Origin of the sequence: Vibrio sp. 10N.286.51.C3, from assembly GCF_003050065.1 — a bacterium.
In the GTDB taxonomy this organism is placed as follows: domain Bacteria; phylum Pseudomonadota; class Gammaproteobacteria; order Enterobacterales; family Vibrionaceae; genus Vibrio; species Vibrio crassostreae.
On the sequence record NZ_PIGC01000006.1, the window covers coordinates 76,861 to 102,233 of the forward strand.

At 42.1% G+C, this 25,373-nt stretch carries 20 protein-coding genes and 3 pseudogenes; 15 read left to right on the top strand and 8 right to left on the bottom strand.

Translation table 11 applies throughout. From position 1 onward, the window contains the following. Positions 1–42 precede the first annotated feature (42 nt). Together CWO27_RS08220 and CWO27_RS08225 are read left to right on the top strand one after the other, a co-directional pair. A pseudogene (locus tag CWO27_RS08220) lies at positions 43–305 on the top strand (MerR family transcriptional regulator); the annotation flags it as partial. Between the two features lie 127 nt (positions 306–432). Then, positions 433–1,104 carry a hypothetical protein gene (locus CWO27_RS08225; protein ID WP_107898828.1) on the top strand — a complete coding sequence of 224 codons (672 nt, stop codon included), beginning with the start codon at positions 433–435 and terminating at the stop codon, positions 1,102–1,104. Between the two features lie 410 nt (positions 1,105–1,514). Here the strand turns inward: CWO27_RS08225 and CWO27_RS08230 are convergent, their stop codons facing one another. Further along, positions 1,515–2,483: an IS30-like element ISVa6 family transposase gene (locus tag CWO27_RS08230; RefSeq protein ID WP_102479413.1), complete on the bottom strand. Its 969-nt coding sequence runs from the start codon at positions 2,481–2,483 to the stop codon at positions 1,515–1,517. 215 nt (positions 2,484–2,698) lie between these two features. Here CWO27_RS08230 and CWO27_RS23745 point away from each other — a divergent pair, with 215 nt between their 5' ends. The 3 genes from CWO27_RS23745 (at position 2,699) to CWO27_RS08245 (ending at position 4,930) form a co-directional block, all read left to right on the top strand. After that, entirely contained in the window at positions 2,699–2,974 is a 276-nt protein-coding gene (locus CWO27_RS23745) for a hypothetical protein (RefSeq protein ID WP_258185095.1), read from the top strand. A gap of 144 nt (positions 2,975–3,118) precedes the next feature. Continuing rightward, positions 3,119–3,478, top strand: coding sequence for a Ypar14, super integron cassette (locus CWO27_RS08240; protein ID WP_107898830.1), 360 nt, complete (start codon positions 3,119–3,121; stop codon positions 3,476–3,478). Between the two features lie 540 nt (positions 3,479–4,018). Next, positions 4,019–4,930, top strand: coding sequence for an alpha/beta fold hydrolase (locus CWO27_RS08245; protein WP_107898831.1), 912 nt, complete (start codon positions 4,019–4,021; stop codon positions 4,928–4,930). Here CWO27_RS08245 and CWO27_RS08250 read toward each other — a convergent pair. Then, positions 4,908–5,951 (bottom strand): AraC family transcriptional regulator, encoded by a 1,044-nt coding sequence (locus CWO27_RS08250; protein ID WP_102431681.1) that lies wholly within the window; start codon positions 5,949–5,951, stop codon positions 4,908–4,910. The genes CWO27_RS08245 and CWO27_RS08250 overlap by 23 nt on opposite strands. 254 nt (positions 5,952–6,205) lie before the next feature. Further along, a pseudogene (locus CWO27_RS08255) lies at positions 6,206–6,492 on the bottom strand (helix-turn-helix domain-containing protein); the annotation flags it as partial. Between the two features lie 755 nt (positions 6,493–7,247). Between CWO27_RS08255 and CWO27_RS08260 the strand changes: the two are divergent. The 3 genes from CWO27_RS08260 (at position 7,248) to CWO27_RS08270 (ending at position 11,332) form a co-directional block, all read left to right on the top strand. Next, on the top strand, positions 7,248–10,136 hold the full coding sequence (locus tag CWO27_RS08260; protein WP_107898832.1) for an Ig-like domain-containing protein: 2,889 nt from the start codon (positions 7,248–7,250) through the stop codon (positions 10,134–10,136). Positions 10,137–10,517: 381 nt separating this feature from the next. Next, positions 10,518–10,697: a hypothetical protein gene (locus tag CWO27_RS08265; RefSeq protein ID WP_102431307.1), complete on the top strand. Its 180-nt coding sequence runs from the start codon at positions 10,518–10,520 to the stop codon at positions 10,695–10,697. 47 nt (positions 10,698–10,744) lie between these two features. After that, positions 10,745–11,332 carry an SAM-dependent methyltransferase gene (locus tag CWO27_RS08270; protein WP_102431308.1) on the top strand — a complete coding sequence of 196 codons (588 nt, stop codon included), beginning with the start codon at positions 10,745–10,747 and terminating at the stop codon, positions 11,330–11,332. A gap of 127 nt (positions 11,333–11,459) precedes the next feature. Here the strand turns inward: CWO27_RS08270 and CWO27_RS08275 are convergent, their stop codons facing one another. Next, positions 11,460–13,097, bottom strand: a complete 1,638-nt coding sequence (locus CWO27_RS08275) for a methyl-accepting chemotaxis protein (protein ID WP_102431309.1) — start codon at positions 13,095–13,097, stop codon at positions 11,460–11,462. A gap of 932 nt (positions 13,098–14,029) precedes the next feature. On the opposite strand from CWO27_RS08275, the gene CWO27_RS08285 reads away from it, so the two are divergent. The 3 genes from CWO27_RS08285 (at position 14,030) to CWO27_RS08295 (ending at position 16,558) form a co-directional block, all read left to right on the top strand. Beyond that, on the top strand, positions 14,030–14,800 hold the full coding sequence (locus CWO27_RS08285) for an alpha/beta fold hydrolase (protein ID WP_102441112.1): 771 nt from the start codon (positions 14,030–14,032) through the stop codon (positions 14,798–14,800). A gap of 127 nt (positions 14,801–14,927) precedes the next feature. After that, a complete protein-coding gene (locus CWO27_RS08290) occupies positions 14,928–15,872 on the top strand; it encodes an RDD family protein (protein WP_102433573.1) in 945 nt (314 codons plus the stop codon). Between the two features lie 134 nt (positions 15,873–16,006). Beyond that, positions 16,007–16,558: a hypothetical protein gene (locus tag CWO27_RS08295; RefSeq protein ID WP_102433574.1), complete on the top strand. Its 552-nt coding sequence runs from the start codon at positions 16,007–16,009 to the stop codon at positions 16,556–16,558. Between the two features lie 67 nt (positions 16,559–16,625). Here CWO27_RS08295 and CWO27_RS08300 read toward each other — a convergent pair whose 3' ends face one another. After that, entirely contained in the window at positions 16,626–17,024 is a 399-nt protein-coding gene (locus CWO27_RS08300; protein WP_102480185.1) for a hypothetical protein, read from the bottom strand. Between the two features lie 195 nt (positions 17,025–17,219). On the opposite strand from CWO27_RS08300, the gene CWO27_RS08305 reads away from it, so the two are divergent. Further along, the gene (locus CWO27_RS08305) at positions 17,220–17,699 is read left to right on the top strand and encodes an Sbal_3080 family lipoprotein (protein ID WP_057621948.1); all 480 of its coding nucleotides are present in this window, start codon (positions 17,220–17,222) and stop codon (positions 17,697–17,699) included. 187 nt (positions 17,700–17,886) lie between these two features. Here CWO27_RS08305 and CWO27_RS08310 read toward each other — a convergent pair whose 3' ends face one another. Further along, a complete protein-coding gene (locus tag CWO27_RS08310; protein ID WP_107898833.1) occupies positions 17,887–18,735 on the bottom strand; it encodes a DMT family transporter in 849 nt (282 codons plus the stop codon). Positions 18,736–18,874: 139 nt separating this feature from the next. Between CWO27_RS08310 and CWO27_RS08315 the strand changes: the two genes are divergently transcribed. Beyond that, entirely contained in the window at positions 18,875–19,774 is a 900-nt protein-coding gene (locus CWO27_RS08315; RefSeq protein ID WP_107898834.1) for a LysR substrate-binding domain-containing protein, read from the top strand. Between the two features lie 82 nt (positions 19,775–19,856). Here the strand turns inward: CWO27_RS08315 and CWO27_RS08320 are convergent, their stop codons facing one another. Beyond that, positions 19,857–21,434: an EAL domain-containing protein gene (locus CWO27_RS08320; protein ID WP_102480183.1), complete on the bottom strand. Its 1,578-nt coding sequence runs from the start codon at positions 21,432–21,434 to the stop codon at positions 19,857–19,859. Between the two features lie 374 nt (positions 21,435–21,808). Between CWO27_RS08320 and CWO27_RS08325 the strand changes: the two genes are divergently transcribed. Together CWO27_RS08325 and CWO27_RS08330 are read left to right on the top strand one after the other, a co-directional pair. Then, a complete protein-coding gene (locus CWO27_RS08325) occupies positions 21,809–22,231 on the top strand; it encodes a lysozyme inhibitor LprI family protein (RefSeq protein WP_102480181.1) in 423 nt (140 codons plus the stop codon). A 73-nt stretch (positions 22,232–22,304) separates the two neighbouring features. Beyond that, positions 22,305–22,748, top strand: a pseudogene (locus CWO27_RS08330) (carbon-nitrogen hydrolase family protein); the annotation flags it as partial. Positions 22,749–22,826: 78 nt separating this feature from the next. Here CWO27_RS08330 and CWO27_RS08335 read toward each other — a convergent pair. After that, the gene (locus tag CWO27_RS08335; RefSeq protein WP_102480177.1) at positions 22,827–25,286 is read right to left on the bottom strand and encodes a CHASE3 domain-containing protein; all 2,460 of its coding nucleotides are present in this window, start codon (positions 25,284–25,286) and stop codon (positions 22,827–22,829) included. Between the last annotated feature and the right edge of the window lie 87 nt (positions 25,287–25,373).

Below are 25,373 nucleotides of genomic sequence, written 5' to 3' on the forward strand. Positions count from 1 at the left end.
CTATCGTTGGGTTTTTGTGTTTTTAGCGTAACGCGTTCTTGGATGATAGTTTCTGGCTTGGTGGCTTTGTCCGCTGATACGCTTAGGTACTATGAAAAAATCGGTTTGCTTAATAATGTTCAGCGTAATAGCAGTGGGCACCGAGTGTATAGCGCGAAAGACGTAAAGTGGTTTGAGTTTGTCATTCGACTAAAAGAAACGGCCATGCCACTCGAAGAGATATTGGAATACGCTCGATTAAGGGAGCAGGGCAGCAGCGCGGTACTTGAACGTCAGCGCTGCTAGAACAACACCAACAGAGTTTAGAGTTACTGTTTTGATGTTCAGAGGTGGCGCACTTTGTATTTTCCTCTCAAGGGTTTTATCGAAGTGATGAGGGAACTTATAAGAATTAGGCGTCGTAAGCTATAGAGGGAGGCAAGCTTAAAAGGTATGAAAAAATATATTTTTGGTTCGTTATTTTTATTGATCGTTATTGTTGGTGCCTACTTATCGTTTGGCGTTTATCGGAACTCTGCTTTCTCAACCAATATTGAAAATGGCAGCTATGGTGAGTGTCTGAATGACTCTGCGATAAAGAAATACAGTATTGATCTGTGGGATCGAGATGACGTTTTTGATATTCGTTTTGTCGAATCAGGTAATTCTCATTGCTTTGCACCAAAGTTTCCAGCAATTGAGGTTTCGTCCTCAAAAGTGACACACTGGCTACATATTGTGGAAACATCGAGCGGCGCGCAGTTTTCTGGTAAACATGCGTCCTTGGGAAACTTTGGTCCCAATTGGGTTTTTGTTGATGTTGGTAGCCAAGAGAAGCGTGATAGTAGTTATCCTTTTTATAGTTTGGGAGAGGTTTTTCGAGATAATCCAGGTTGGACTTCGGCTCCCCATATCACTTTAACTTGGAATGGAAAGTTGTTTGGGCTATCTGAAATAGGAGGGGTATTCTATCCAGTTGGCGCGGTGTCTTGGGGTTTTAATCTAAAAAGTTGGTCTTTAGCTCCAGAAGCTCTTTCCCCTAAATTACTCGATAAAAGTGCGTGGTTGGAAGTGGTGGAAACACTTAATGATGAGTATCCGGGCTATGTATTCAGTGCTGAATAGGCTATGCATATAACAAACGACTAAGGCTCAAGATACTTTTACTAATGTTCATGGTATGAGTTAGAGCTTCGCCCCTAACTCACTTTTGCCCCATTCCTTCTCAGCGCGAATATCTACTCAAAATTTGCGGCTGTACGTTTGCCTTACCTGTGGTTATTCGATGAAGTGCAAAATCAAGCTTTTTCAAAATAATGTGACATTTGACGGTATAATCACTCATACCTCTAGATACCTTACTGATTATCAGTGGAACTAAGATAATGAATACCGCACTATAGGACGATGAAAGACGGCGAAAGCCGTTTTGAAAGCGTTATACTTTTGAGGAAAAATATATGAAGTTTCTCACTAGTCTTTGTTTGCTTGCATTGACAGTGTCTCTTAGTATCAAGTTTGAAGTGCGACACTTTTTACAGATGCGCATGAATATACTCCGTTGGTGTTCTATACCCAAGCCTTTTGCGTGGGCGCGTATTTAATTTATGTGCAATTTCAATGCAGAGCTTCTGTGTCACGTGTGACATAGAAGTTCGTTTTGGTAAGTATTGTCGTATCAAGCCATTGGTGTTTTCATTAGTCCCTCGCTCCCATGAGTGGTATGGATTTGCAAAGTAAAACAGACAGTTATGATGTTTTTCTAGTTGTGCATAACCATGAAACTCAGTGCCGTTATCCGCAGTTATCGTCTTGAAAGGTAAGTCAGAGCGGGTCATGATTTTGCTCATTCTTACGTTGAGCGACTCGCTTGTTCTGTCGTCCATTTGCCCAATAAAAGTGTAGCCTGTCATTCTGTCGACTAAAGTCACGATACAGTGCTTGGTTCCGCGGCCAACGACGGTATCAATTTCCCAATGACCAGGCTCTTTTCTATGCTCAGCATTTGCTGGTCTTTCGGTAATATGACGCTTTGCAGCTAGCCGTCCACGGCTGTCTTTTGAGTTATACCTTTTCCGCCTTTTCTTAGTGGATTGGCGTAGGTGCTTCCATAGTGTTCCACCGAGAGTTTTGTCGTTCCAAACGTACTGATAAATGAGCTCGTGGCTCATTGTTGGATAGCCTTTTACCCTCAGGTATCCGACGATTTGGTCAGGACTCCAATCAAGTCGTAGCAAGGCTTCAGGTAACCTGAAGTCGATTTCGCTGTAGCGCTTATTTCTGCGCGAGCGACTCAGCCGGTTGCGAGCCATTTGTTGGGCTCTCCACGCCTGATAGGAGTACCTTTTAAAGTGTCTGTTGTATCGGGAATTGCGTTCAATTTCTCGATAGATAGTAGCTTTGTGACGACCCAGTTGTTTAGCTATTATAGCGGTACTAATTCCTTGCTTTCTGAGTGCAGAAATCATATACCTTTCGTTCTCAGTGAGGTGCGTGTATCTCATGTTTTTTACTTCTTGGCGGGAGCAAACTTCATGATTATCGCATCTCACTGTTTTTATGTTCAGAGGTGTCGCACTTCGTACTTGAATCCAAGTCTTTTAATAGTCATGCGAATACGGATTCTGCGGAGCAACTCTATGCTGTGAACCAAGACTATGCAAAGTGTTTGGATGTTCTATTAGGCAATTTTAAATCAGATGCCGAAGCCCAAGAAGCAATGTCCAAATTTTACAAAGCTCTCATTGCCAATACGGAGCAGATCCTAGAGTTGCAGCTTCAAGCCAATGATGAAGGGATGTTGGCTTTTTTAGAAGTGCTACATGACCGTAAGGTTTTACTGGGTTATATGGTCGCAAAAATGTCTGAACCTGACATAGCATTCGAAGCTGAGAAAGCTCAGTTAAAAGAGGCACACAGTTTCGACTGGAAACTAGTTCATCAAGAGCTTTGGAGAACTAATGGCTGTAATGCGATTTACGGTTCACTTGACTAAACGTTCAACACTCTGTTTAAGAGTGATTCCCAACGCTCGGCATTTTTGGTTTGCTTCAACTTTTGTGTCTACAGCACAATGCTTTAGGTTCAGTGGTCTGCATTGCTCACTACTTAATGCGCGTTATATATATCGGGAGTTTAAATGTTAGTTTGGGATGAAATAGATGTATTGACGGTCCTAGAGGTTATTCCTGAGGAAGAGGTAGATGGAATCTGGCATAAATACATTGTAGAAAAAGGGGGGATACAGCTTTCTATCACGGTGTATCAATATGATGGCGACGTGCGATTTGAGCTTATCAATTGTCTCAACCAATCTACTATATTTTCAATGGGACTAATAGGTTGTGAGGGTGTAATAAGGAAACTGGATTCAAAGGGTGAGTACCTAGAGTTTGCACCTGCGAAAAGTTTTGGCAGTAGGTACGATGGAATATCACCAATTCCTTATGGAGTAAGGGTAGCCGTGAATCCAAATATTAATATCGCATTATACGGTTGATCTACATAACAAGCATTTAAGGTTTCAAGATACTTTTTCTTGTCTCAACTGATGGCATTAGGTCAGATGAGCTAAAAAGGTTTTGTCCAAAAGCTTCTCAGGTTGAATTTTTACCCGTGGCACTTTCTAGCTCGAAAGTATCCCATTACTAGTTTCGCCAAAACACTTACAAAGTTTAAACTTACCTATAAGCCAATACTTCTCAGCTAGCGGCAATATTGCGGACTACGTTGCGCAATACACGTAACAAATCCATCAAACATCTCCCCCCTTCGGGGGTTAGACTCGTAAAATGCTCGATTTTTCATCTTGTTAATGTTTCAAAAGTCAGCTACCTAGCCGCGCATAAACCAAGCTTTCATGGCTTGGTTCGTGTGTCAAATTGCTCTTTCTCTTGAACTCCTTCTTTCTTCTTCCCCCATTAAAGTCAAATGAGTCCTAAAAACACAATATTGCAACCTTAAGACCTATTTCTCACCACCATAGTCTCTACACTCAAGTCTCCAGGCTAGAAAGCACATTAAATGAGGAGAGGGAAGTATGAATTGGAATGTGGCACCAATAATGGCTTTGGTCATTTTTCTGCAAGGATGTGGCGCACAAAATAGCTCGCAAGCCATTGAACAGAAATACACAAATCACGCTTCTAAATTTGCCACTGTTGAAGGCAAACGAGTGCATTATCGAGATGAAGGACAGGGTGAGGTGGTGATTTTATTGCATGGCACTTCGTCATCACTTCACGCGTGGGAGCAATGGACTCAAATCCTCAAACAAGACTATCGCGTCGTACGTATGGACTTACCGGGTTTTGGCTTAACTGGGCATCTGCCTCAAAACCAGTACGAAATCGCTGACGATATTGCCTTTTTAAGTGCCTTTATGAGAGAGATCGACATCGAACAAGCACATTTTGTCGGTAGCTCTTTAGGAGGACGCATAGCTTGGGAATACGGTTTACAACATCCAGAGCAGGTTATAACGCTTACGTTGATAAATGCCTTAGGGTATCCACAAAAATCGTGGCCACCAGGCATTGCGATGGCCCAGTGGCCAGTCATCGACAAAATAATGGAACATGTCACTCCAAGGTTTATGTTCGAAGATGGGCTTAAAGAAGTTTACTTCGACCCGCTACTTGTGGATGCGGCGTTGATTGATCGATACTACGAACTGACTACCTACCAACAAAATCGACAGGGATTCACACGTCGCGTCAAGGCATCGCTGGATCAGGATTCGGATAAGATAACACAAATTGCCAAGCCGACTCTTATTCTGTGGGGGAAGGAAGACCGTTATTTTCCAGCTGAAAATGCGAGAAAGTTTGAGCGTGATATTCGAGGCTCTTATGCTGTAGTGTATGACGACGTTGGACACTTACCGATGGAAGAGGTCCCTGAGCGATCAGCAGAGGCGTTTAAACAGTTTATCTCGAAAGGTAAGCCTTAGGACTAACCTGGTGCCAGCGCTTGAACGCTTTGTAGAAGCTGCTGGTATCTTTAAAACCAAGACGATAGCTCAACTCGGTAACGCTTGGAGGCGGGGTTTGAGTCAGCCAACGGACTGCTAACTGCTTTCTTGTATCATCAAGAATACTCTGGAAAGAGGTATGCTCTCTTTCCAGTTTCCGGTAGAGCGTTTGTCGGCTGAAGTGTAATTGCTGTGCAACCTTGTCTATGCTAAGTAGTTCTCCATTTTCTAGTCCGTTTACTACTATGGTCCTGACTTGCTGCTGGAGAGGCTGGGTTTGCGTTAATGTCTCAAGGTGGCTTTGTGCGGTTTTTGCCATCATCGTTTTCAGATACTCACTACTTGTCGCAATGGGAAGGTTAAGCCATTTCGATTCAAATATCAGCTGGTGATAAGCACTGTTAAATTCAATGGTTTCTCCAAAAACTGGTTGATATTTATCCACATAGTGCGGAGCTAAATACCCAAACTTAGCTATGGTTAGCGGGAAGGAATGGGCACTCAGCATTCTTGCCCACATCACCACTGCACTCATGCTGCGTTCAATGGCGGCTCTAGGGTAATCATGGCGTGATTCAATGGAGAGGGTTAAGCGGCACTGCTGTCCATCGTCATCCACTTGCCAACATTCCGAAGAATTCATCAGAAAAATATTACTTTGGAACGTGTTGAATGCGTCCCTTAACGTCGCGCATTGGCTCACCCAACTCGCGAGCACACCTTTTGATTCATGGGATATAGTTCGCCCAATGATGAGTCCAATTTCGGGCGACGGATGGTGCTGTTCGAGCAGTGACCATAAGGCAACCATTTGGCTTTCTGGAAGCCGATTCGATAGCGATAGCTTAGCGCTATTTTTAATGGCCTCAAGGATTATACCGTTAAGGTGATTAGATGCTTCGACCTGTTTACGCAAAGCGGCAGGCAACAGTGAATAGGCATTTACTAAATCAATGACAGAGGCGAATGAAACGGATTTTTCGATAGTGTTATCTGCCATGAGTGTTACCAAAATCTTAAGTCATAGCTAACTAATATCGCAATTTTCATCGTCTATCAATCTAGAGTGCTTCTAAAAAGTGGTCAGTTCACAACATGTTAGCTGATTGAGGTTATCAACCATTCTCTCAAAGATCGAACTATGTCCGATATTCAAGTTGGGCTAGGGGCGCATTTGCCCCACAAAAGGTTAGGTAAGAGTCACATCATCACAGGTGTCATTTGGGTTTGTAAAACAACGAATCAGAATACGTGCTAAAGGTTTGCTGTTCGGTATTTTTTTGTGTCTGATTAAACAATTTCTTAAATGCCTGTACATAAGCGGAATCAGAAGAATATCCCGATTTGATAGCAATTTCTTGAATGCTCATTTTCGAGCTTAACAACTGCAAAGATAAAACTAGCCTAATGTTTTGTCGCCATTGTGAAAAAGATTGAGAAAACTCTTTCGAGCATAATCGAGACAGCGTGCGTTCAGATGCACCGACTGTTGTCGCCCATTCTTTTAATGTAAACGGTAAATCAGGCTGTTTTTGAAGTTGTGAGAGGCGGGTTTCGGCTTGCCTTTTTAATCGTCGGGTAAAATAAATACAGAACAAGCATAAAACACAGGCGTGACGTTCGGTTTTTAATGGAAGACATTGAAGTCATAGAGAGATAATTAAATTTTTAATTGAATAATTCAGTTGGAAATGGAACTAATACTCTAAATAATACCGTTTTATACATGACTCTTTCTCATGAATAAGTTGTGACTTTAATTCAAAATAAAAATAAAACCCAACTTGGAGTTGTTGCTGTTATTTTAATTTAAACGTCATATTAAAATTTGGTATTTAGATGGGAGTTAGTGTTCGATGAACCTTTTTTAGCGAAATAGACTTCATGGTTAGTATGAGAATTGTTCTTTTTATAGATGCTTTTAGATGAGTATTTTTTTTAAGTTATTGTAAAGTTTGGGTTTGTTCGTGGTTTTCTTTGTCTGCTAGTTATGCTGATAAGACCTTTTCTTATCCAGCTTAATTTAATCACTCCTCCCTTTTATAAATTAGTTCAACCTAATTTAGTTCGTTCTAAGTGCATGGTTTAAAGGGGCCTTACATAATTGTATTTTCAGAAGTTTTGGGCTTTATCTCATAATTAAATAAACTTTGACATCTATTCAATAAGTAAAAATTTAATTCCCTTCTGGTTAATTTTCTGTGTAAATTAAGTGTGCTTGCAACGGGGGGAAGAATTTCCAATTGCAGGTTTATTGCAGAAATAAAATAATTAATATAAAGCTAAGGAATCAAGTATGTATCTAAGAAAGAGCAGTGCTAAACAGATTCACTCTATTGGATATCGCGCGTTAGGGCTAACAATGCTTTGCTCGGGCTTATTGTTGAATCCAATTTCACAAGCCATGGCTAGCGAGTTCAGTACTGATGCGGTAGCTCAGTCAGAAAGTGAATACTGGAGCACCTATAAGCTAGATATCACCAATACGGGCTCAGATAGCGCAGACATGCGTGAAGCCGTGATCGAATTTTTATTGCCAGTAGCGATTAACGAGATCAACTGGGCGTCGAACCATCTTTCTTACCCATCATGGGAAATCTCTCATACGACGCAAGCGGATGGGGTATTGAACGCAGTGACATTAACGTTCCCAGAAGGCTCTTGGGTTGATAGTGAGCTGGCCTCAGGTGAATCTGCGGCATTGACTATCTCTTTCGGTGGTGAACTGAATGATCTGAATGCGTTTGAGAATTCTGTTGTGGTGAAAGTGGATGGCGAAGTTGTTCCTCCACCAGAATTTTCACTGGATATTTTAGCGCCTGCTCAAAACTCAGTGGTTTACACAGGTACGAATGTTGACATCATTACGAGTGTCGAAGGCGAGGGTGCAAGCAAACTCGAGTTCTGGGCAAACAGTACCAAATTGGGTGAGCAAAATGTTGTAGAAGGTGCAACAGAATACCAACAAGCTTGGCTTCCAAGCGAAGTTGGTGCAGCGTCGATCACTGTGATGGCGTTCAATGACAATGGCGACAAACTCACAGAAAAAGCAGTTCAAGTGACGGTAGAGTCAGAATCGACGGCGCCAAATCCACCTGTGATTGAGTTTATCTCGCCAGACGCAGGCTCTTCTCACCAAAAAGGTGACAGCATTACCATTTCAGCGCATGTGACAGATGCAGATGATGATTTAGCGACGGTTAAGTTCTTCGCTAACGATGCAGAAGTGTGTTCTCTTGATGCGAAAACGACGCAAGATTTCTCTTGTGACTGGACAGCGCAAACGGCAGGCTCTACTGCGCTTCGTGCGGAAGCGAAAGATGATGAGCAACATGTCTCTAGTCAGAACTTAACCATCACGGTGACAGATACGAGTACAAGTTGTGGTGACATACCTCAGTACCAAGATGGTGTGGCCTACAAAGTCGGTGATGAGGTCACTAACATCGGCAATATCTACTCATGTACGGTAGCGGGCTGGTGTGGTAACCCAGTATGGACACCAGGAACCGGTCATCCAAGTTATCCAGATGCGTGGAAAGATGCGTGGGATGAAACGGGTGAATGTGATGCGAACCCAGTGCCAGTGGTAGACGTTCAATCACCACAAGATGGACAGAAAATCGCACCTAACCAAGCATTCGAAGTTGTAGTCGATGCATCGGATGATACTGAAGTTGCTCGCGTTGATGTTCAATTGAATGGTCAAGTGGTTGCGTCATCAAACACGCCTTCACAAGGCGATACTTACACCATCACGGTGCCTGCCCAAGTAGAAGGCCAGTACACATTGACGGTTGTTGCCTACGATGACCAAGGTGCGAGTGCGGAGGCGGCGCCAATTTCTTTAGCGATTACCGATAAAGACTTGGTTGTTTCTCTCGCATCTCCTGTCGACGGCTCAAGTTACTTCGAAGGTCGTGCGATTTCGATCAAAGCAGACGCGAAGAGTTACGAAGGCGATATTTCTTCAGTTAGCTTCATTGCAAATGGTAACGAGCTGTTTAAAGACACGGAAGCACCTTATGAATATGAATGGCTAGGTGCTCAGCAGGGTACATATGCTGTCACGGCAAAAGCGGTGAATACGGCCAACCAAGAGCAAACCTCTGCAACGTCTAACATTACGGTAAAAGAAAGTACGGGCGGTGGCGGCTTAGTCGATAACCCTGATCGCTCTATTAGTTACCTAACGTCTTGGGGTTTGAATGACTACCAAGAGTTGTTTAACTCAGAAGGTGATGGCTATCTATTGTCATTTGGTAAGTGGGACGCAAGCGGTAACATCACGATTTCTGATGGTATGCTAACACCACCGAATTACAATCCGGACTGGATGCCAACACAGTACCTAGCATGGTCAACGCTCAAGCATGACAATGAAAATGCCACCATGATGGTAGCGTTTGGTGGTCAAACTTACGAGAGCATTTGGTCGGCGATCAGTACACCTGAAAGCCGTGAATCGGTTGCGAACGGGTTAGTTGATTTGGTGCATACGCCATTCCCTGTGTACAAAAAGAACCTAAAACCTGAAGAGGTGGAAGGCGAGTGTCTTGCAACAAATTCAGACGGTAGCTGTGATTACAGCAAGTACCAATTAGCGGGTTACGTGCACATTGATGGCCTGGACTTCGACTTTGAGAAAGCGGCACGAATCTCAGACAAAGAGAACCAAGACTTAACGGCTTTGATCAAACTTATCCGTGAGAAAGTGGGTAATAAGAAGGTTCTGTCTCTGACGACTTACCACGTAGGCGCGGATCCAGTTGAATGTATGGATGCGAGCGTGTTTGAAAACTGCTCTTACATTGAAGAGTCTGGTCGTTCATCTCACCACGGTGAAGTGATTGATCTGTTGAAAGCGACCAAGAACGACTTTGATTTCTTCAACGTGATGACATACGACGCCGGTCGAAACTTCTTATACGAAGTCGCGATGGCAAACTACGCTGAGTACATCGGAGACAAGTCGAAGATTGTTCTAGGTAATACGATCAACAGTCAGTGGGCACCCGGTGGTAACTTTGTTGAAACACGTCAGAACAACCTAGACCGTGCTAAATGGCAGAAAGATAACGGTTACGGTGGCTTTTTTATGTGGGCGCTAGGCTATAACAACCAAAGTGTGAGCATGGCAGAGCAAGTGGATTACTTTAACGACATGATCAGCGTAAGTAAGTAGTACTTACCTTATCACCTACTTGAACGACGGAAGGCGCTTATGCCTTCCGTTATTTGTTCCCCAATCATTCAGAGCCCCAGATTCCCCTTGTGATAAAGGGGTTTAGCCAAAAGCGGTGAATAGTGCTTCATAACACTTCACATCGCATGCCCCCAAAGTGCGTCAGCACGATTTTCCTCGTTGATTTGGATACATGGTTTTCATTACTTGAACTCATGGCCGGAAAAAGTAAAGGGCGTGGACAAATTTAAAAATAAATTAATATAGTTGAAAATCATTGCTTTACATCGCATTTAATCTGAAAAATATATATTCAGGTTTGACCATTATTAGGTTCTATACTTATATAATAATTTCACTTCTAACTCTAAAGGAGTATTGATGGATATGTTGGGTAAAGATTGCTTATTGCAATTAGTACTTGAACACTTTCAAGAAGATATAGCAAAGTCCGTTAACTTTGTGACTGGTGAAGTTGGAGTGGCATATTCAGACTTACCACATAATCTTGTTTTTTGTGTGAATTTATCGCTTGTCGAAAAAATTTATCCCACTAGCTAACTCGCCTCTTTTTTAAATCGAGTAAAACAAAACCTCAAGGTTTAAATATGGTAACTGACAACTTTTTCTATAACGCTGAATTATATAGAGACTACAGTGAGCTTGTGATCGAAAGGCAGATACGGGGGAGTGATTTACTTATTTGTTGTTTAGATACAGGTCAATATTACGATAGTTTTTCATTGGCAATGTTACATTCTTATTACGAACAAAAGACAGAGATGATCTCATCTGGTTTTTGTCGGATTATGTCTTTGGTTGACAACAATAGTTTTAGAAAAATCAACTGTAAAGGGAACTTCAAAGAAAGGTTATTTAGTAACACCCGAGGTGAATTAGCTGAATATCTAGAGTCTAACAAAGTTAAAATGAAGAATAGTCATTTTTCCATCAATCGAAAAATAGAAAATAAAATCACATTTAATAACTTCGACCACGTTAATTTTAATCAGTACAATAGTAGGTTAGATGCGATTGTTATCGCATCATTAACCAATGAGTATCACGATATTGTCCGTAAGTATGCTCAAGACATCCTCATACCCGGAGGGCATGTTTTTATCTGTGATAACTCTCATGCACTAGAACTTAAAGGGATGCGGTGTTTGAAAAAAGGGGTTTATGTTCGTGTTTAGACTGATTCTCCTGTGGAAGCTGTCTTTGCAATCAATGGAAGAAATCAGTTCTAGCAGTAGCTCCGTGAGCTACTGCTATTCGTTTTTACGCGTAGGAAACTTCCGCTTTTCAAAGCAAATTCTTGCATCATGCAAGTTTGAATCGGTTAATTGTACACATGAGATTTTCCGAGATACCTCTGAGTTCCCGGCTCGAATTAGCCATTTCGGTAGATTCACTCGACACTAAAGTCGCCATATCACTCAAGCTGGCTACGTTACGGTTTATTTCGTTCACGGTGAGTGTTTGCTCTTCAGCAGCAGTTGCAATGTGTTGCGCCATACCTTCGATCTTATTAACTTGCTTGTTACTCTCGTCAATCTTGCATCCTGCCTGCGCTGATAGCTCTGAGGCTTTATTCGCTTTATCAACCCCTTGATGCATTACTGTAACGACATTTTCAGCGCCAACTTGCAACTTTTCTATAATATTTTGAATCTCAAGTGTGGACTCCTGAGTACGTTGAGACAGGGTTCTTACTTCATCTGCTACCACAGCAAAGCCCCGACCATGATCACCAGCCCTAGCGGCTTCAATGGCGGCGTTGAGTGCTAAGAGGTTTGTCTGTTCTGCGACTCCTCGAATAACTTCTAGAACCGTATCCACATTTTTTGCATCAAGCGCCAGCTTCTGGACTGCTTGTCCTGCAGAGGTAATGACTTCCGCCATTTCGTTAGCTTCTATCACATTATTTTGAATAATTGAGGAACTCTTCTGTGTCTCCTGCGCTGCAAACCGACTTGCTTCATTTGCTTCAACGGTTCGCCCAGCAACTTCCTCAACGGTAGCAAGCATTTCTGTCATGGCTGTCGCAAGCATATCCACGTCGTTTCTTTGCTGGTTAAGGCTATTATCTATTTGGTGTACCGAATCAGTGAGTTGCGTTGCCGACGCTGATACTTGAGTCCCAATTCCCTGAATCCCTAGCATCATTGATTGAATAGACTCTACAAACTGATTGAAATAACGAGCCAAGAAAATCAGTTCTTTGCTCCCTTCTTCGGGAATACGTTGCGTTAGATCGCCTTCACCTTTTGATAATGCTTTCATCGCAGCCAAAGTACGATTTATTGGGAGAGTGATGGTTTTGATGAAGTAACCAACGATCAGTGAGAGAACCGTTAAAATGCCTATTGCATAACCTATCGATGTCATCTCAGCTCGGTGAGTCGTCGCTTGTAAGGCCACCATATTTACACCAGAACCAACCATCCATCCCCAAGGCTCTAACATTATTGCATAACTGGTTTTTGGCTCTAGCGTTTGTTTGTTCGGGTTTTTCCAATGATAATCAATGAATCCACCACCATTTTTCGAAATGCTGTACATCTCTCTGACAAAATATTTACCCTTACTATCTTGAAGGTCCATAATATTTTTTCCTAAAAGAGAGGGGACGCCTGTAGCTATTTGCTTTCCTTCTCGATCACCTACGAAGATATAATTCCCACCATCAAATCGCATATTTGAGATGGTTTCCAATGCGCGTGCACGTGCTTCCTCTTCACTTAATTTCCCTATTGCACTTTGATTTTCATAATGCTTAATAACGCTAACGGCGCTTTGAACTAGAATTTTCACCCCTTTTTGATAACTCTCACGTACATGTTGGCGTGAGCCGTCTATATTTAAAATGGTATTTGCAAGTAAAGCGATTGCAAACAAAGCGAGAATCGCCCAAACTCTAATAGCAATCGATACGTTTTTAACTTCTTTAATTATCATGGATTTATCCCCTAACCAAAAATTTCCCAACGTACAACAAAGCTGTTATATCAAAGCAGAACCAGTGGATATTAATTTTTATATTATAAAATTAGCATATAAAAACCATTTATCTTGGTGCATGATGTAAAATTAAAAAATATTTTTAATTAGTGATAAAATGGATAATTAAACTAACTGATTATTAAGTTGATAAAATTCATTTCAAAAGAAATATTCTTTAAAGTGAAATATATGATTAGCATTTTCAACATAGTCGAATATAATTTGGTGGTTTGATATTAAATCCACATTTTTCAGTAATTTAAACTTGGCTTACTTAATAAAACTCGCTTTTCAAGCCTCATACGCCATGTAAACGGCCACGGAGCTACTTCTCCTAACAAAATCTCCCTTAGCATCCAATCCAACAAACACCTTTCTCATACATGTAATTGTCACCTTCAAGATGGCCCTGAGCTGTCGCAGTTTTAGAGTGGGCCAATCAATGCATTTTTAATATGTGTAATGTTTCATTTCTCGCATGTAACTCACAGACAAATCTCAAAGAAAAGGTACTCTAGTAAGTCCATGTGTTCGGCGAGTATTTTTGCATGCGTAAGCTCAAAATGGACACTTATTGCTTTGAAACTAGTGAGCTAAAGGACAGCTTGGTGGTTCCTTTAGGCTTGGCAAAGTTGGTTGTGACACTCTTACCCAAGAACATATCGTCTAAATTTGACGAAAACGGGGAGTAATTAGAAGCATTAGTTAACGCATTAAAAGACGCAAAGGCCGAAGGCATTTTACTTGAGTTGAAAGATGATGAAAGCCAAGAGCGCATTGTGTTTTCAGTGGCTTGATTGGCTAATCAATAACAAGCAATTCGACACGCTTGGTATGTGAAGTATGTATATGTTAAGTGTTGTGTTCAGTTGGTTTCAGAGGAATAAATGAAAGAGTTTAAGGTTAAGGGGAGCAACGCGATACTCAGGTATCATGATCTTCCCGGTTCGGAAGTGCCTATTATTTTTATACATGGTATTGGCTGTGCTTCCTCGTTTGATTATCCGGCCGTTGCGGCTAGTGATTGGTTGCTTCCTCATCGGCGCATTCTTGTTGATTTGTTAGGTTCTGGGTTTAGTGATAAACCTGAGGACTTCGATTATTCCATCTGTAGCCACGCGGCTTATCTTGAGGCGTTTATTCAATCTTTGTGTTTGGATAAGTTTGTTATCTACGGTCACAGCATGGGTGGCGCTGTGTCGGTTGTGTTGGCTGAAAAAGTTCAACCACAACTGCAGGCCTTGGTGTTGAGTGAGGCCAATCTTGATTCCGGTGGCGGGTTCTTTAGCAAGAAGATTGCGAGCTACACCGAGCTTGAATATGCCAATCACGGTCACGCCCAGATAGTGCAACACAGCATCGATGACCAAAATACTCAATGGGCTGCCAGTTTAGCCGTGAATTCAGCGATAGGTACACACAGGCAAGCCGTGTCCTTGATAGAAGGGCAACTCCCGAGTTGGCGTGATAGGTTGTATTCTCTGAACGTAAACAGAACTTATATATTTGGTAGTGAATCTTTACCTGACCGCGATACAGAAGAGCTGAGTAACCACGATATAGCGATCAGCGTTGTTTCTGATGCTGGGCATTCAATGGCGTGGGAAAACGCCGATGGGCTAGCTGAAGCTATTAAGCGAGCGATACTAATAACCTAATCAGTAATTCAAGTAGACATGGTGTGTCCGGTGTGATTGAGCACCACATAAGTGTGGCAGATCCTCGGTAGGGGGAATCCATGTCATTCGTTAGATTACTTTCAAGCATCATAGTAAGGATTATATTTTGGAAGAAGTACAAGAAAAATGGATTTGTGGTTTCTGGACGAGAATCGGAGCCTTGTTTATTGACACAATATTTTTAGGTGTATTGGGGTATGTTGTCGGCTTATTTCTAGAAGATGTTTTCGTCCAGCTTGGTGAGTGGGGAAGGTTGATTGGCTTTGTTGTGTCAATTACATATTTTGGTGTAATGAATAGCTCTTTATTAAATGGCCAGACAATAGGGAAAAAGCTTCTAAATATAAGAGTTGTTGACTCATGCAATTCAACTATCAGCCTACCGAAGTCCTTTTTGAGGTATAGCTTCCTTGCCGTTCCATTTTCTCTGAATGGAACACAAATTACTAACGAAGCAGTAATCCCATATTTAATGTACCTCTTATCGTTTATCGTATTTGGTGGCTTATGCTCAATTACTTACTTATATATTTTTAATCGCGTAACCCGACAGTCATTACATGATCTTGCCGTAGGCACTTATGTCGTAAATGCAGAGGCTAGTTCTGAAGAGTTGCCATCAGTCTGGAGACCTCACTTAGTGGTGGTTACCGGCTTATTTGTTACTGCGATCCTTGTCCCCGCTCTTACTTCTGACTTAACTGAATCAGAATCGTTCAAGGGACTGTTAGTAACACAGAAAGCAATCAATAATAATGAGTCAGTAAAATATGCAGGGGTCACAGAAGGTTCAACAACTTTTGCTTCATCAAAGTCTGGCAGTAAAACAACGACATATGTGAAAGCTCAAGCTTTTCTTTATAAAGATAGTGTTCGAGATTCAGAGATCGCAAAGCAACTAGTCCAAACTATAATTTATACTTACCCAGAGTCACTAAATAAAAACTTGATTAAAGTAACTCTTACCTACGGTTATGATATTGGTATTGCTTCAAAGTGGAATAGTTATAACTACAAGTTTAATCCGCAAGAACTCAAAAGTTCGGAGTAATCGTCATCTAACAAGGCTTTAAATTTTGTTCAAATGATAGCTTCGGTGCAATTAGGTACTGCACAATTGTGGAAGATCCTCCGAAAGGGGATCCCTGTCATTCGTTATAGCTCAACGATAGTCTAAGGAATCAGATGCACAAAATGCAAATAGGTTTAGTCATGGCCTGCATGACCACCCTTGGTTATATGATGGGGAGTGGTTTTAGTTCAGTAGAACAACACACAACCTCTCAAGGTGAAGGTTTCCCTATATTTGAAGTTGAAGTAGCTAAACCTTTTCCAGTCGTACCTTTGAAAAACTTCAATATTGCTACTGATAGTCCAGTTACTAATTTTCGAGTGCCTTTAGAGATAGATACTGACTCAAAGCTTAGTTTTGTATCAGACTACGAAGTTACAATAGACAATGGCTCTGGATTGGTGGGTCGAGTTAAAGTCGAGCGAGGTTTTATCAGTAAGAGTGAATGCATTTCAGCTTTAGGCTATTTGGTTGACAAGTTTCAGGAGTATTATCCAGCATTTCAGATTGAAGCTGGTAAATCGAGCTACTCTAAAACCGTTGGAGATTTGCGAGTCGGTGCTTCATGTTTAGTTTATGAAAGCTCCCCATACGTTTCGTTAGAGTATTACTTCGAAAGTAACTCTGTTGCAGATAACATTCTTAAAGCTTTTACCCGAGGATAAAGAGCTATAACAAACGTTTAATAATCAAGCTAAACACAAAGGTCGCCAGTAACAGGCGCCCTTTGTGTTAGTTGGCAACGCTGTAAGTGTCGTAGTCGCGCAGTAAGAATAGTGCGATACAGGCTGCGAGCATTGGCCAAGAGGCAAAGAACAGTAGGTTGTTGAACGGGTCCATGTATTTTCCAAAAGAGGCGAAAGTTGAGCCTGCGTGCAGGACCAAAACCGCACCGTAGGTGTACTTTTTCCACATGCCGACGACGAATGCGCCTAAAAATCCAAGCTGAGCGACACCCAGCGCCATCATCGCATTGTTCGACACGTCGATGCCGTAAAAGCCGAACAGTACTTTTGTCGAGTGTTCAGGCACAAGGATCTTATCCAAGCCCCAGAACAAGAAGACGATAAAAATGCCGACTCTCAGCAGTAGTAGGCTGGTCGCCAGTTTGGTTTGAAGTGTCTTTTCCATGGTATTCCTTTTAATGTACTCAAGATGCGATGAAGTTAAATGTCCATCAAAGGAGACCCATGGTCGTTGGTTTTTCTTTCGCTATTTTTCAATGCTTTATGTAACAAGGAATGTCTTGTTGACTCCTTGGTATATGACATGCTGTTTTTATTTTATGGTACTATTCACCCAAATAATCATTAATGGATATGTAACGTGAAAAAATACCTACTATTATCGCTTTCGGTTTTAATTTTGGCTGGTTGTGGAGCCCCTCGTTACACAGGGAGCGCGATTCCAGAACCTACGACTGAAGTGGATGTTGTGATTGTTAAAGACGCTGAAACACGTGAAGGGTTCTTAAATACCATGGAAACGTGGCTGCAAGATAACGATTATACTTACACCGTCGTACCAGATAAGTCGCAGCACGATCTTGATAAGCTAACATTGGAGTATGAAGGCCATTGGGGCTGGGACTTAGCCTTGTTCTTAAAGCAAGCGGAGATCAATGCTTATCAGAACGGGCAAAGAGTAGGTGAAGTAGAGTTTAAAGTTCCATATACGGCTAACCCGAATAAGTTCGGTAATGCATCTAAGCGTATTGGTTTTATGATGGATACGGTGTTTGGTAAGAAAACCGCTGAAGAAGCGACGAAAGCGGCCAATTCATCAGATTCAAAAGCGACGAACTAGCCTAATTAGCTGACTAACTCACTCACCCTTTGTTCGCTTTCTATTTCTCTTTAAGCTCTGTTCGAACAGACGAAGCCGTTGCTTTTACAGCTACGGCTTCACATCGTTTATATTAATTAAAGCTCTTATCTGAAGTGATATCTTACTCATTTCGCTTGGTATTCAGGCCTGGTATCAATAAACTTTGTTAGCTTTGCTTCTTTTCATTTCGAGCCAGCCAGATGAGTGGCAGTATGATCATCGCAGTGCCAATCACCATTGCAATATCAGGCATTTCACCAAACCAGACCAACCCAACTCCCACCGCTCCGAGTAAGCCGCTGTATTCAGCACTGGCGATTTTATTGCTTTCTGCCGATCGGTAAGTGACGACACATATCGCCGCGTAGATGAGGATGAAGCTGCTTGAACCTGCGGCAGTGATCAGTGGTGACCAATCCCATTCTCGGCCTTCCCAAATAGCGAGTCCAAGTGATGCCGGAACGCCTGCTAAGTTGGTTAACAGCAACGTTTGTGCGACGGTTTGGTGCTTCGGGAGTTTGCGGATTAATAAGTTATTGCTGGCAATGGTTAACGCCACGATAAGCGCAGCAATGGCCGCCCAATCGATCTCTGTCGGGCGAATGATGACCAGAACGCCCATAAAGCCGAATATTCCAGCAGCAACAGAGTAGCGGTTGAGTTGTTCTTTGAAAAAGACCAAGGCTAACGGAAGCATCATCAAAGGTGCGGCGTAGAAAATCGCGTTAGCGGTAGCCAATGGCATGGCATTGATGGCAAACACCATAAAGATTGCACCCAGTAACCAGATGTGCGCGCGCAAGGCATGCCATTTTAGCCCGTCGGTGAAGCTCTTTTTACTCACGCCAAAACAAAAAGGCAGAAGGATTAACACGGCAGTTAGTTGTCTGAAGAAGACAAATTGAAACACAGCAGTGTCTTCGCCTAAGGTTTTAATTAAGGCATCAGAGAAAACCGCAATTAGATTGCCGACAATGAGTAAACTCATTGCCATTCCAACAGACATTGTAGGCATGAAGAAGCTCCTATCATTGACTGACGCGTGTTCAGTGTGAGTTAAAAAGAAAGTGAAGAAGTGTGATGGCGTAATCTTAATGCATAAAATCGTTTCATATATAATGATAAAAATTCACTTAGTATGAGCTGAACTAATAATGAAATTACCACCATTGAGAGCAGTACAATGTTTCGAGTCAGTCGCTCGTTTTAATAGCTTTTCTCAGGCGGCTATAGCGCTTCATGTTACTCAAAGTGCGGTGAGTCATCAGGTTCGCTTGCTGGAGGAATACTTAGGTGAAACCTTGTTTGTGCGTCAGGGAAGGCGTTTATCGCTCACCCCGATAGGAGAGCGTTACTACGAAGATGTGTCTCATTCATTACAGAATATCGCGCAAGCCAGCTACCAAATCCGCGAAGGTGACAGTGGCAAAATTCGGATTGCAATGTACAGTTCTCTGGCCGTGAAATGGTTGGTACCTAGGCTCGAAAACTTACGCCAACAGCATCCAGAAATCGACTTAACGTTAAGTATGGTAGCCGATGAGCCTGAGTTTTCAGATCAAGTTGCCGACTGCTTTATCACTGCCTACCCGCCTAAGAAAAACTACGTTAGTGACTTCCTATACAAAGAGCAGTTATATCCGTTCTGTAGCCAAAAGGTGTGGCAGAGGATCGAAGATAAACCTTTGCCAGAGGCTCTGTGGGATCAGCAATTACTTTCAGTAAGTTCAATCTTCAAGGATGGCGGTGAAGCGAAAGACTGGGTTCAGTGGTGTGAACGCGGTGGCTTCAGCTTGCCAAAGGATGTGAAAATTAGCCAGTTCAGCCACATGGTACTGGCCGCCGAGGCCGTGAAATACCATCAAGGTATTGCGTTCCTGAACGACTACTTTCTTAACGACCAAGATCTTCAACAAAACTTGGTTCGTATCCCAATGCACGATTTGCCGACTGGCGACAACATGTATTTTGTATACAAAAAGTCGAGAGCTAAGCAGTTTGAAATCAAAACGTTAGGCCATTGGCTTAAACAGCAATGTTTTGATTATGAGTAAGCCGTAAACAAGACCCTTATGCTCGCGGTAAGCGTAGACTCGTAGTAAAAAGAGTCTACGCAGGCTGCAATTATCAAACAGTTTAAATTTGCTCACACTCCGGCGTTGATGCCGAAGGCTTCTCAATGCTATCAGACTCAAAATGCTGTTGCTTAAGCAAGCTTAGCGTCAGGTTTATCGGCATCGGCTTATAAAAATAAAAGCCTTGGATATAGTCGACACCTAGCTTAGACAAGATTTTTACTTGTGATTCGTACTCGACACCTTCGACGATGACTTGCATACCTAAGGTTCGTGATAGTTGAAGCATGGATTCGAGTAAAGGGAGACCAAAGATGGATTCGTCGGAGATGTTTTTCACGAACACCCGGTCGATTTTGAGAATGCTAAACGGGAACTGTCTTACAAAGTCTAATCCGGCGTAGCCTGTACCAAAATCATCAATCGCGACTCTCACGCCCATGTTCGATAGCTTGGTAAGGTTGTCTCTAATTTTGACCATATCGGCATCAGAACATTCACCATCTTCTGTTACTTCAAATACCACCTGCTTGAGGATCTCAGGGTGTCTTTTAAAGATGCTAATTACCTTGTTGGAGAAGTTACTGTTGGACACAACGTTGCGACTGATGTTGACGCTGATGTACTTTGATTCGAACACGTCTTGATTGCTTTTCAGCGTCATTAATACTTTGCGTAGCACGAAGTAAGTGAGCTCCTCAATCAGCCCTAAGCTTTCAGCTAGTGGGATGAAAATAGCAGGGGATACGTTACCTTCAATTGGGTCGTTCCATCGTAATAATGACTCACAGCCAACGATCTCGTTGGTGTTTTGGTTAACGATGGGCTGCATGTGAACATGTAGATGTTTGTTTTTTAGTGCACTTGAAAGCGAATACTCTAAGCTACGTTGGCTCTGTTTCTTATGTTTGACGGAAAGGAGAATAATGGTCGTAATTCCGGCCATCAAAAAGCCAAACCATAAATAGCTCAACATGAAGTGAAGATAATACTGATACCCAATGTATGAGGTGATGGTCAGCGGGTAAATGTTTGATTGTATACGCACCTTGGCTAATGATGAGTCAATGTTAGTAGGGTGGATGTCTCTTTTGATCACTTCGACTTTAGCCTGTATTCCATGGCTGTTAAGGTTTGTTTCGACAATGTCATAGATGAAGTGTGGCGGAATCATCAGGCTCACACCGGCATTTTCTTTGTTCGAGAAAATGAGCATGATGGACTGAACTTGGGTGATGGCCGAGTTTGAATACGACAGGGTCGTTAAATTTGGATCGTCATTGAGTCTTTGTCTGATGGTGCTGTAAAGGCGAAACGAAACTTCACCATCTGTAGTCGAGCAATAAAACTGGTTCTGTTTATCGAATACCGCTGCTTCTTTTACCCAATCGGCATCAAAAACGGTTTGTCGCATCTGTCTAACAATTACATCGCAAGATTGGTCAGGGGTGATGCCTGATAAAAAACGGTCGAACCTCGATTGGATACCTTCAAGTTGTGTTTCGACGAGCTTTGATGTGTCTTGGGTTAAATTCTGATAGTGAGATGGTGTAAACGGGATAAGCAATGCCATAGAGAAGAAGAAAGAAATGGCAAAGTAGAGCGAAGTCTTGGCAAAATGTTGGTACTTGATATCCATAGTTGGAGAAGCGTTACCGATTGGGTGAGCATTCAATTTAATTTATAAATTTAACGATTGCGTAGCAATAGTAATAATAAATATTGTGAATGCGCGCATGAATTATTGATAAAGATAATATATTTTCCATTTTTACCAGCGAAATCTTGATGTTATCTCGTTTTTTTATTGGTGGGATTGGTGATATTTTGCATTATTCACACGTATAAAAAACGCTTATATCCCGATAAATTTTGATGTTATTTGCTTAAAGATCGAAAGAGATTTAAATATAGAGCCATGTTTAATCTAATTAGCTGATATGGTCACAAGTTAAACAAGGTTATATGGAAATATCATCGAACCGTTCAGGGGTGACAATATTTAGGATGTTTATGAAAAAACTTATATTAGCATTCATAGCCGTGTGCTTCTCATTCTCTGCGTTGGCTGATCAAAGTGCTATCGATTGTGAGAATGCGATGAATACCATCGAGATCAATCAGTGTGCCGCAATTGAGTTGGAATCTGCACAAGCGGAACTGGATAAATACCTTGCAGCCAGCTTTGAGCACAATGCTTATGATGCTGAGCTGGTGGCTTCAATGAAGAAGGCTCAGGAGAGCTGGCAGACGTACATGTTGGCTCATTGTGACTCTGTATACACCCAATGGCGCGATGGTTCCATTCGAGGGGTTATGACGCTTTCTTGCAAAACCAAACTCACTAAGCAGAGAACACATGAGGTATGGGAAAACTTCTTAACCTATATGGATAGCACGCCGCCCGTTTTACCAGAGCCCAAGCTGATGAAGTAGTTGAGCTGAGATGCTTATGAGAGTGTGCGCTTGCTTCAACCGTTGGCGTTCGCGTAGGCAAGTGAGAGGGGATCAAACGAAATTCGACAAAGAGTACTTTTCTAGAGGAAGTGAACTACTGACATTTAATTTTAAAGGATTGAAGTTCGGTGTCGCGATTTGCTTTGATATTTGGTTCCCAGAAATCATGAGGGCATATCAGTCGGTAGACGTTATTCTCCATCCAGCGAATTTTGGTGGTCATCATAGCTTTGCCATTGCTCAAGCGAGAGCTTTAGAAGACGGGTGTAATGTCGTGACGTGTAATCGCGTTGGGCAGGATGTGGTAGATGCGTTTTCCGCGACATATTGTGGTGGCAGTAGAGTTTATTCACCAAAAGGTGAGTTAGTGACTCAACTCAGCGACAAGCAATCTGTAGAAAGTGTGAGTATTCAGGATCTGTCTATTGCGCCTCAATACAATGGTGTTGATGTGTTCGATGAAATGCAAGAGATAGCTTCAGTGTTGAGTCGTTAGAATTTCTCGTCTAATGGCGTTTGATCGAAAAGGGCAAGGTTAGATAACCTTGCCCTTTGGTTTAGGAATGACATTTTCTTAAGTCTTATCGTTCATTTGATTAAGACGTTCTAATGAATTGCCGGTTTTCATCCGCTGAGCTTGATGGATATTGACCATGAGGCGATTGAGCAACTTTTGTAGCAGTTCAATATCAGGCAGCTGTTGATTTTTTGCTTGTACTTCTAGCTCCAGTGCTTGTTTAGAAAGCATCTTAAGACCTAAATTTAGAGACATACCTTTAATGGAGTGCAGGGTGCGGCACAATAGCTTCAACTCTTTCGCCAAATAATATTCGATGACTCGATCAACAGACTGTTCAAACTCAATAATGGTTGAATCGATAAGCAAGTTGAACCCTTCTGTGTCGTCTTTCAGTATGTGTATTACCTCTGAATGGCTTATTTCTTCTTCCGTTAATCTCAACGTTTCAATTGGTTTTCGGTGAAGCTCAACGATATTTTCATCATAATTTGAGTCTTTAGTTTCAGTTTGCTTAGGTAATCGATTTGAAAACTGTTGTAGGGCGTCAAAGAAACTCTCTTGCTGCAATGGCTTAGTAAGAATATGGTCAACACCGGCCTGAATAAAATTGTCATGAGCTTCACGAAACACATCTGCTGTGTAGGCGAAAATTAAGGTGTCGAGCTTTAGTTTCTCGCGGATGTATTGAGTTGTCTCGACCCCGTTCATCTCGGGCATGTGATTGTCCATCAAGATAAGGTCATATTGAGTGGTTTTGAGGCGCTCAATCGCAAGCTTACCATTTTTAGCAAGATCGACATGGTGGCCTAAGTTTTCACAGAAGCCTTGCGCAACAATGGCATTGATACGGTTATCTTCGACCAATAGGATGTTCATTGAATTACACGTGAGGTTTTCTGTATTCGTCATCTGTGTCGTACTCTCACCGGTTTTGCCTTCTTGCCACGCAATAGATATAGAGACTTGGAATTTTGTTCCAAGGCCAATTGCGCTGGTCAAGATGATTTCCCCATTCATTAGATTGACAAGGTTCTTAACGATCGCGAGGCCAAGCCCTGTGCCGCCAAACTGTCTGGTTGTTGATGTATCTGCTTGTTCAAATGAGTTAAAAACTTGTTCGTGCTTGTCTTTAGGAATACCAATACCCGTGTCTGTCACGCTGATAATGAGCTGGTTATTTGGTCTATTGAGATCCGCTTGAATGGACACGTGACCTTCTTTGGTGAACTTAGTCGCGTTCCCCCCCAAGTTGTACATAATTTGGCGCAGCCGAGCACAGTCTCCGATAAGTTGAATATGGGTTGGGATGTTATTTTCGATTAACAAGCGAATGCCTTTCTCGTCTGCTAATGGCTTAAGTGCGCTACAGACGGGTTGCATAACTTGGGTAAAATGAAAGGGTGCAAAGTCTAACTCAAGCTTGTTTTCTTGTACTTTAGAGAAGTCGAGAATGTCGTTGAGTATGGTCATTAAGTGGTGGCCAGATTCAAGAATGATGTTGATGTTCTCTTTTGTTTCAGGCTCTTGGGTTTGGCTTGCAATGATCTGAGATATGCCAAGCACTCCATTCATGGGCGTTCGAATCTCGTGGCTCATGGTCGACAGAAAATCGCTCTTAGCTTTTACTGCGGCTTCTGCTTTGGTTCGTTCGGCGATTAGCTCCTGATTTTTCGCTCGCATTTCACTGTCATTACTGATCAAATTGGCTGTCATTTTTTGAAAGCTTTGTTTGAGGTGAGCGATTTCGTCTTGGGTGTTTATATTTGAACCCAACTCCAGAGTCGCAGCGCCTTGATCCAAATGGCCAGCGGCAACTTGGTTAGTGGCTTCAAGTAGGGTGTGTAATCTTTGATTAATACGGTTTGACGCCCACGCAGCAACAATCAGAGAAATTAATGTCGAAAAGAGCGTTCCGACTAATAGAGCGTAATCGGTTTGCTTGGCGGAGTTATCAGATTTAACAACACGAACACTGATTAATTGTTCTTCTATTTCGATAAATCGAGCGATTTCACGTCGTATTTGGTCAATCAGTTGCTTTTCCGTTTGCTGCTTGGTGAGTTCTACGACACTCTGCATGTCTGCTTCACCTTTATTAACGAGGTTGCGCTGTAAGATTTCCTCCTCTCCGGATTCTTTGAGCCAAGTTTTATGGATATCATCAATTCTGTTTAGGCGATCAACTTGAGGTGGATTATCGCTAACTTGAGTAGCAAGGGTTTGAATTTTTTGACGCCACACATCGAGTGCGAGGTGGTAGGGCTCTAAAAAGACAGGGTCTCCTGTGATTAGGTAACCACGTTGTCCTGTTTCCATATCTACGACTAGGTTTAGTAACTCCTGAGCTCGAGCAATGGCTTTGTGAGTATGGACAACCAAGTGGTTGTCTTCGACCATAGATTGGCTGTTTTCATGAACAGAAAAGGAAACAGCAACCATTAAGGTGATAGGAATCAAAAAGCTGACTAATAGCTTTTTCTGTAGGGATATCTTGTCAAACCAACCCGCAATCATAAAACGGCACTCTCCATGTCCATGTCATGTATTGATAGTGTAGATGACAATTAGTCGTAATGTGTGTAATTAGTAGCTTATTCCGTA